Below are 6,158 nucleotides of genomic sequence, written 5' to 3' on the forward strand. Positions count from 1 at the left end.
CCCAATTAAGGTAATCCCATGTCTCAATCCAATCGTCTATTAAAACTGGTAAAAGCAACTTCAAAATTCCCTAAAGGTATTCGGAGTACGCTTTGGAGTAAGGCATTTGGCCGCATTGTGCCAATGGTGGGTACAGCAAATATTCGCTATCTGGAAGTAGATGTAAACCATGTGATGGTTCGCTTAGAGAATCAAAAAAATATGCAGAACCATATTAAAGGAGTCCATGCTGCGGCTATGGCACTTTTAGCAGAAACTGCAACAGGTTTTCTAACGGGTTTACATATTCCAGATAACCGTATTTTATTAATCAAATCATTACATGTTGATTATTTAAAAGTGGTTGAAGGTGGTTTAACAGCAACAGCGACTCTCTCTACCGAACAGCAAAAATATATTGCTGATCATGAGAAAGGTGAACTTGTTATTCCAGTTACGGTCATTGATGATGCAGGTAATGAACCGATTCAATGCCAAATGTTATGGGCATGGTTACCTAAACGTAAGAAATAAAGATATAAAAAAGCCCAAATTCAAATTTGGGCTTTTTTATTACGATTCTTGAGAGGCAAGAAATTTCTGTTTCGCTTCCTCAGGAATCTGACGTTTGTTGCCTTTTACATCTACTGCAACAAAGGTAAAGACCCCTTCAGTAATACGAATTGGGGCACGAGAGTCATCATGGCTATCCCAAACCTCAATTTGCATCTGAATAGAGGTATTACCCACTTTTAGGATTTTGGTATAGCAGCTAATGACAAAGCCTACTTTTACCGGAACCAAAAAGGTCATCTGATTAATGGAAATCGTAGCACAGCGACCACGACTAAAACGCTCCGCGTGAATTGCTCCAGCCAAGTCCATTTGTGACACGATCCACCCACCAAACACATCACCACTCCAGTTTGTATCTGCTGGCATGGCAATCGTTTGTAAGGATAAAATTCCTTCTGGTTTGGTATAAGCTTCTGACACCTTAGCTCCCGAAATTCGTTTGAAGTTGTTGATCTAGCCACTGTTGCAATTCAGGCGCGCGTAATGCGCCGCTCATTCGAGCAACTTCTGTGGTTTTATTCATTAATACAAGGGTAGGAATACTTCTCACATTAAATGCTTGGCTTAAGCGAGGAGACTCTTCGGTATTAATCTTGGCAAAAATGACACGTGGATTTTGTTTTGCAACTTGTGCAAAATGTGGCGCCATCATTTTACAAGGTCCGCACCATTCTGCCCATAAATCTATTAAAATAGGCAGATCACTATTTGTGATGTAGTTGCTAAAGTTTTGTTCATTTAACTCAATTGGCTCAAACGGGAGTAATGGCTGATGACATTGTCCACAACTCGGTTGAGCGGTAAGTTTTTCCTCTGGTACTCTATTTTTTGCACCGCACGATGCACATACAATAATCATTTACATCACTCCTATATGCTGATGTAAAAATTCTAATTGGGTCGTCACTGCTTTTTCAAACCATGAACCGTGATAGATATCGAAATGTTTCATATCCCATTCATGATAACTCACAAAAGGAGCAATATTAGTCGCAGCTTCACGACTAGACTCAATTGGAATCAAAGAATCATGCTGAGCCGCAATAAATAAAACTGGAATATTAATTTGACGTACAAGTTGAATTGGGCGATAACGCATCAAATTAAAAAACACCCGTGCCGGAACTTCCCCACTCCAGTAATAATCCGGATTCACAATCGATAAATAACCATAATAGCTATCTGCTGTTGGCATAAAGCACAATTTATATTGATCTACAACAGGCAACCTTTTAGGGTTAAGGCCCATTTTTGAACCCATATAATCTTGGCTCGACAACTTTAAAGCTTGGGGATAACGCTGTAGTGGATATAATTTTGCTGTTTCCGCACCATCAACATATGGAATTTGTACCATAATGGCCTGAATATTCTTTAATTCAGAAGCTAGGCTTAAAGCATATCCCCCACTTAAGGATGTTCCCCACAATACAATTCTTCGGTTATCTATAAATTTACACGTAGAAGCATATTGGATCATGGTCTTCCAATCTTCTAGTTGAGAGTTGATAGAAATCATCTCTCGGGGCTTACCTGTACTTCCACCCCAATATCGGTAATCAAATAAAATAACCGCATAGCCAGCTTGAGCAAAACGCTGGGCATATTGGATGAGTTTGAATTGACGCAATCCGGCAAAACCATGTGCCATGATAATTACCGCAGATTTATTATTTGTTTTTGGAATATAAAAGTCAGCTGCGATCATTTCCTGATCACATGGAACATATAAAGGCTCAACCGTATAAGCGTGCATATGTGCTCCGTGGCATTATGGTCGAAGTAATGAATTTACAAAAAACATCCTGATCGCCTTTTAAAAATCTAGAGCTGTTCTTTTACATAAATTTTATCTATGTAGGAACAACGTTTTAGTGTCTTGTATCTCAGGTTAAGCTTAATGCTATGATACAGCATAAGAGGTTTTATTAAATTTTGGAGTGACGAAATGTCAGAGAATGTTGGTTTCGCAGGTCAAATTGGCCCAGAACATGTGGGTCAAGTTGTAGAAAAAGGCTTTAAATCTATTATTAATAACCGTCCTGACATGGAAGGTGGTCCAGAACAACCAACCAGTGCTCAAATTGAAGAAGCAGCACGCCAAGCTGGTCTAGATTATGTTTATCAGCCTGTTGTAGCTGGCCAAATTACTGAACTTGATGTTCGTACTTTTGCAAATCACTATAATGAACTTCCAAAACCGGTTCTCATGTTCTGCCGTACTGGAAACCGTTCAAACAATCTTTATCAATTAGCCAAACAAATGGATTTGTTAGACGATTAAATAAATTCATAAGCTCTATTTTTATTTAAAGATAGAGCTTTTATTTAATAAAAAAATATATACAACTGCATCAATTCAACAGATATACAAACAGTCTTCAGCTAAAGTTGTTAAATCACTTTTTATTTACTTAGTTATTTTATGAATAAATTGATTTTGTTATTAGTAAGCTGCCTTATTCTCAGCGCGTGTTCATCTATGCAAGTACGCCCTACTGTCGGGGTAAGTATGGGAACAAGCATTTAATTAAATTTTCTTGATGTAAATATCCTGAGCAAGCTCATGAAATATATGTTATTTTGTAAAACTAAAAATTATTTTAAATAACTTATCATTTTTATGGGGATAATGATGAAACTTACTCAAGGGGTATGTGGACTTACTTTAGCTGTTTTTTTATCAGCTTGTGGTGGGGGTGGTGGTGATGGCTACTATAATCAAAACTCAGACTCGGGTTCAACGACAACACCAACTACACCTTCAACCGATCAAGAACTTGCTAATTCTGTTTTAAATAGTGTAAAGCAAGAAGGAAAATATTTATTTGGTGCATATGATCTTAATAATGAAAGCTTATCAAAAGGTTATATCGATCATGCATTAGATACTTTTGCACAAGGCCCGCTCAAGTTAACTTTAGATATTAGAAAAGTGGACCTTACTAAATATACTGATCATTATCGTGAAAAATGTTTTATTAATAGTACTACAGATTATCGCGCTTGCTACATATTTAAAGGTGAAGAAATTAAATCCTTACTTACAGGTTATAATGATTGGGATTTTGATATTACAGCAGATGATTTAAAGAATATTAAGCTTGCTTCTGATAATATTTCTCCAAATTTACAGGAATATCAATCTAATACCAGAATTTATATTTTTGAAAATGAAAATAAGGATAAAAACTTCCAGGATGTGACTATTACTGGAGCCTTTGCATATCCATTCCAACAGTCATGGGGACTTCAACAAACTAAACAAAAAAGATTTGTCTTAATTAACTCAACCACAAGCGATTATAAAATTACTACAACTACCATGGTCCAAGATCCACAGACAGGCCAGCCAACTGAAAAAGAAGTTACCACAGGCGCAATGAGCGTATATAAAGATAATACCTCAACTGATGGTGATCTCTATGTAATCCAAGGTGGTTCTGGTTTCAATGTACTTATCAATGATAATCCTAATGTTCCTTTCGCAGAACCAATATCATTTGTTGTAAACTCAACTCCTGGCAATACGAATAACGCAACATATAGAGTGAGATTAGGTAAGAATCAAGTATTAAGCTTACCAAATATTACTGGTATTGAAGGAAGTAGAGTTGAGAATGAGGCTCCAACGACAAATATACAGAAGTTTAATGGTAGTATTTATTTAGAAGGAAAAAATATTTTTACTTTTAAACAAGATTTGAATGGAAGTACTTTAGACTTTAAACATGTAATTAATGGCGTAAGTATTGAAGGTCAATCTACTAATCAAAATGGAGTTGTTTCAACTATCTTAAAATCACCATTCGCGCAAAAATTTACATTTTAAGTCAAAATAAGCAAAACAAACCCTCTGCTTAGGAGGGTTTTTCTATATATTCTATATGACTATCTCTAAAAAACAGCCCATTAAGAATGTTCGATCTTATTATCATTGGCGCGGGTACGGCTGGTATTAGCGCTTATAAAGAAGCAGTAAAATACACTAATAATCTTTTAATTATAAATGATGGCCCTTGGGATACCACTTGCGCACGTGTAGGGTGTATGCCAAGTAAAGTCTTAATCTCTACTGCAAACCGTATGCATGATATACAAAATGCTCAAGAGGTTGGGCTGAGTGCTTCAGCAGATATTAATACTGATCAGGTTATGGCGCATGTGAGAACCTTACGTGATCGTTTTACTAAGACCACAGTAAAAGATGTCGAACAATGGCCCACTGAACATAAAATTTCGGGTAAAGCTCATTTTATTGATGCAAAAACTATTGAAGTAAATGGTAAACGGTATCAGTCAAAAAGTTTTATTTTAGCAGTAGGCTCTACACCTAATTATGACCAAAGTTGGAAACAAGAATTAGGTGATTGTCTTATTACTACAGATCAAATATTTGAATTAAACACCCTACCCAAGTCTATCGCTATTATTGGAAGTGGAGTAATTGCCTTAGAGATTGCCCAAGCCATGCATCGTTTGGGTATAGAAACCACTATATTTGCTCGTAGTAAAAGAATCGGGATATTTACTAGTCCTAAGCTACAACAGCTCGCTCAAGAAGAACTGAGTAAAGAGTTAAATTTTTTATTTGAGACATTGCCTCATGAGGTTAAGTCTACTTCTGATGGCGTTATATTGAATTATAAAATTGATGAAAAAGAGGAATCTATCCAAACTGAGTATGTGTTATCTGCAACAGGTCGTTCTAGCTTACTTGACACGCTAAAGCTAGAAAATATTGATAAATCTTTTAAAGATATTAAATTACTACCTGTAAATGCAAAAACTAAACAATTAGATAACTATCCAATTTTTATTGCTGGTGATGCGTACACCTCTACGCCTTTACAACATGAAGCTGCCCATGAAGGCAAAAAAGTTGTTCATAACTGTTTAAATTATCCACAGCTTAATTCAGTTAAGACCCTCCCTCCCTTAGGAATTGTATTTAGTCATCCAGAAATGGCAATTGTGGGACAAAGTTATAAACAACTTAAAGATAATGGAGTAGATTTTGTTACAGGTGAAGCATCTTATGAAAGACAAGGTAGAGCTATCGTACTCGGGAAAAATAAGGGTGCTATTGAAGTTTATATAGAGCGAGAAAGTCAGAAATTGCTTGGTGCAGAGTTATTTACCGAAGCTACAGAACATATGGCTCATCTATTAAGCTGGATTATTGGAGAAGAGCTAACTTTAAATGATATTTTAGAGAAACCTTTCTATCACCCAACACTAGAAGAAGGCCTGCGTACTGCTCTTAAACATGCTCGCAGACAGTTGAAATAATTATTATTAAAAGAGAGCTCTCTTGCAAAGTTAGCTCTTTATACTTCAAGAAGCCTTCTTCTGTTGAGTGCTACATTTTTGCTTGATTGAGACTAAGTTTGTTCAGCTAGATAATACACAGTTTATTTTTATTACCTAGCCACTTTTACCCCTTTTCCATACATAAAAAAACACCCCCAACCAATGGTTGGGGGTGTTTAGAATAATGAGCTGGCGATGACTTACTCTCACATGGGTAATCCCACACTACCATCAGCGCTAAGAGGTTTCACTTCTGAGTTCGGGAAGGGATCAGGTGGTTCACTCTTGCT

The 6,158-nt window shown here is 36.4% G+C and carries 7 protein-coding genes and 1 rRNA gene; 4 read left to right on the forward strand and 4 right to left on the reverse strand.

The genetic code is table 11. The features are described from left to right. Nucleotides 1–18: 18 nt before the first annotated feature. Complete coding sequence (locus KNQ97_RS08085; protein ID WP_000083564.1) at nucleotides 19–513, forward strand: DUF4442 domain-containing protein; 495 nt, start codon at nucleotides 19–21, stop codon at nucleotides 511–513. A 39-nt stretch (nucleotides 514–552) separates the two neighbouring features. Here the strand turns inward: KNQ97_RS08085 and KNQ97_RS08090 are convergent, their stop codons facing one another. The 3 genes from KNQ97_RS08090 to KNQ97_RS08100 are packed head-to-tail and all read right to left on the reverse strand — an operon-like array spanning nucleotide 553 to nucleotide 2,311. Next, complete coding sequence (locus KNQ97_RS08090) at nucleotides 553–975, reverse strand: acyl-CoA thioesterase (protein ID WP_001287657.1); 423 nt, start codon at nucleotides 973–975, stop codon at nucleotides 553–555. A 1-nt stretch (nucleotide 976) separates the two neighbouring features. Then, on the reverse strand, nucleotides 977–1,414 hold the full coding sequence (gene trxC, locus KNQ97_RS08095; protein ID WP_253612050.1) for a thioredoxin TrxC: 438 nt from the start codon (nucleotides 1,412–1,414) through the stop codon (nucleotides 977–979). Further along, nucleotides 1,415–2,311 carry an alpha/beta hydrolase gene (locus KNQ97_RS08100; protein ID WP_000543478.1) on the reverse strand — a complete coding sequence of 299 codons (897 nt, stop codon included), beginning with the start codon at nucleotides 2,309–2,311 and terminating at the stop codon, nucleotides 1,415–1,417. 192 nt (nucleotides 2,312–2,503) lie between these two features. Between KNQ97_RS08100 and KNQ97_RS08105 the strand changes: the two genes are divergently transcribed. From KNQ97_RS08105 to KNQ97_RS08115, 3 genes are all read left to right on the forward strand, one after another. Then, the gene (locus KNQ97_RS08105; protein ID WP_001293924.1) at nucleotides 2,504–2,839 is read left to right on the forward strand and encodes a TIGR01244 family sulfur transferase; all 336 of its coding nucleotides are present in this window, start codon (nucleotides 2,504–2,506) and stop codon (nucleotides 2,837–2,839) included. Nucleotides 2,840–3,190: 351 nt separating this feature from the next. Next, nucleotides 3,191–4,387, forward strand: coding sequence for a hypothetical protein (locus KNQ97_RS08110; protein ID WP_253612051.1), 1,197 nt, complete (start codon nucleotides 3,191–3,193; stop codon nucleotides 4,385–4,387). An 86-nt stretch (nucleotides 4,388–4,473) separates the two neighbouring features. Next, the gene (locus KNQ97_RS08115) at nucleotides 4,474–5,847 is read left to right on the forward strand and encodes a dihydrolipoyl dehydrogenase (RefSeq protein WP_253612052.1); all 1,374 of its coding nucleotides are present in this window, start codon (nucleotides 4,474–4,476) and stop codon (nucleotides 5,845–5,847) included. 208 nt (nucleotides 5,848–6,055) lie between these two features. Here KNQ97_RS08115 and rrf read toward each other — a convergent pair. Further along, nucleotides 6,056–6,158, reverse strand: a 5S ribosomal RNA gene (gene rrf / locus KNQ97_RS08120); the annotation flags it as partial.

This window comes from Acinetobacter sp. UC24323 (assembly GCF_024151445.1).
Taxonomy (GTDB): Bacteria; Pseudomonadota; Gammaproteobacteria; order Pseudomonadales; family Moraxellaceae; genus Acinetobacter; species Acinetobacter baumannii.

Coding starts and splice junctions, on each gene's coding strand:
- KNQ97_RS08085 (WP_000083564.1), top strand. CDS start 19: ATGTCTCAATCCAATCGTCTATTAAAACTGGTAAAAGCAACTTCAAAA.
- trxC (WP_253612050.1), bottom strand. CDS start 1,414: ATGATTATTGTATGTGCATCGTGCGGTGCAAAAAATAGAGTACCAGAG.
- KNQ97_RS08100 (WP_000543478.1), bottom strand. CDS start 2,311: ATGCACGCTTATACGGTTGAGCCTTTATATGTTCCATGTGATCAGGAA.
- KNQ97_RS08105 (WP_001293924.1), top strand. CDS start 2,504: ATGTCAGAGAATGTTGGTTTCGCAGGTCAAATTGGCCCAGAACATGTG.
- KNQ97_RS08110 (WP_253612051.1), top strand. CDS start 3,191: ATGAAACTTACTCAAGGGGTATGTGGACTTACTTTAGCTGTTTTTTTA.
- KNQ97_RS08115 (WP_253612052.1), top strand. CDS start 4,474: ATGTTCGATCTTATTATCATTGGCGCGGGTACGGCTGGTATTAGCGCT.